Consider the following 260-nt stretch of genomic DNA (forward strand, 5'->3'; position numbering starts at 1 on the left):
TTCGCGATGAAGGTGGGCGATCCGGCCAATTCGGACAAGATCGTCGCCGGCAGGCTGGGCCTGCTGACCCAGTTGCTGGAGACCGGATTTCCCTTTGCCAAGACCGGTGAACCGGACCTGCTGATCGATCACGACCAGCGCAGCGGCGCGCTGACTTTGCCGGTAACGCCGGGCGGGCAGTATCGCTTTGGCGGCATTACCGCCAATGACGACGGGCTGTTCGGATCGCGGCATCTGGAGCGGATCGCGCGGTTCGAGCA

1 protein-coding gene is annotated in these 260 nt (G+C 64.2%); it reads left to right on the plus strand.

Features of this window, described 5'->3' with window-relative positions; translation table 11 throughout:
• A partial coding sequence (locus tag VF724_RS21455) for a hypothetical protein (RefSeq protein WP_371756261.1) occupies positions 1-260 on the plus strand: 260 nt, incomplete at both ends.

It is taken from the genome of Ferviditalea candida (assembly GCF_035282765.1).
GTDB classification, from domain to species: Bacteria; Bacillota; Bacilli; order Paenibacillales; family KCTC-25726; genus Ferviditalea; species Ferviditalea candida.